The sequence below is a fragment of the Streptomyces bobili genome (assembly GCF_002154575.1).
Taxonomy (GTDB): Bacteria; Actinomycetota; Actinomycetes; order Streptomycetales; family Streptomycetaceae; genus Streptomyces; species Streptomyces bobili.
The window spans coordinates 1-663 of the sequence record NZ_MUBA01000667.1; the positions used below are offsets into that span (position 1 = coordinate 1).

Consider the following 663-nt stretch of genomic DNA (forward strand, 5'->3'; position numbering starts at 1 on the left):
CCTCGCCGTGCGGGCTGACCCGGCTCAGCCGCAGCCCGTGCTCGACCGGCCGCACCTCCCACACCCGCTTGTCGAAACCGCGCTCGCCGCCGTGCAGCGAGTTCGGCCCGTTGTTCGGCGCGAGAGCGTACGTCACCTCGTCCAGCGGGAAGCGGGCCCCGCCGATCCGGTTCGCGTACCGCCCGATCANNGACAGGACCCGTACCCGGACGCCCGCCCGCTCCAGGGTCCAGCGGTGGACCGGGGTGCCGTCGGAAAGTGTTCCGAAGTGTTCGCTCATGGGTGAAACCCTAAGTCACGCGGCACGGGCGGTGACCTTGTGGTACGCGATCTCTGCCAGCCTGGCCTGGCCGTCCTTGCTCGGATGGAACCAGTCCCAGTGGCTCAACTGGTCGGTCCCGAAGCGGAACTCGTACACCGCGCCGCCGTCGAACCGGCACCGCAGGTCCTTCGCGCAGACCTCCTTCAACACGGTGTTGTAGTCCTCCACCCGCTTCTGCACCGTCTCCCGGCGCAGATTCGCCGCCGAGTCCAGCGCGTCCGCGTCGCCCAGCATCGACGGACAGATCCCCAGCTTCCACACCTGCTTGCCCAGCACGTTCGTCCGCCCCTGCGACCACAGCCGCTTCAGGTTCGGCACGCTCGCCACGTACACCTGCGCCG

2 protein-coding genes are annotated in these 663 nt (G+C 69.1%); both read right to left on the bottom strand.

Annotation, left to right across the window (positions count from 1 at the left end; genetic code table 11):
• Positions 1–280, bottom strand: a 280-nt coding sequence (locus BZL64_RS35870; RefSeq protein ID WP_483025117.1) for an aldose epimerase family protein, incomplete at its 3' end; no start/stop codon positions are given.
• Between the two features lie 15 nt (positions 281–295).
• Positions 296–663, bottom strand: a 368-nt coding sequence (locus BZL64_RS35875) for an SGNH/GDSL hydrolase family protein (protein WP_244205726.1), incomplete at its 5' end; no start/stop codon positions are given.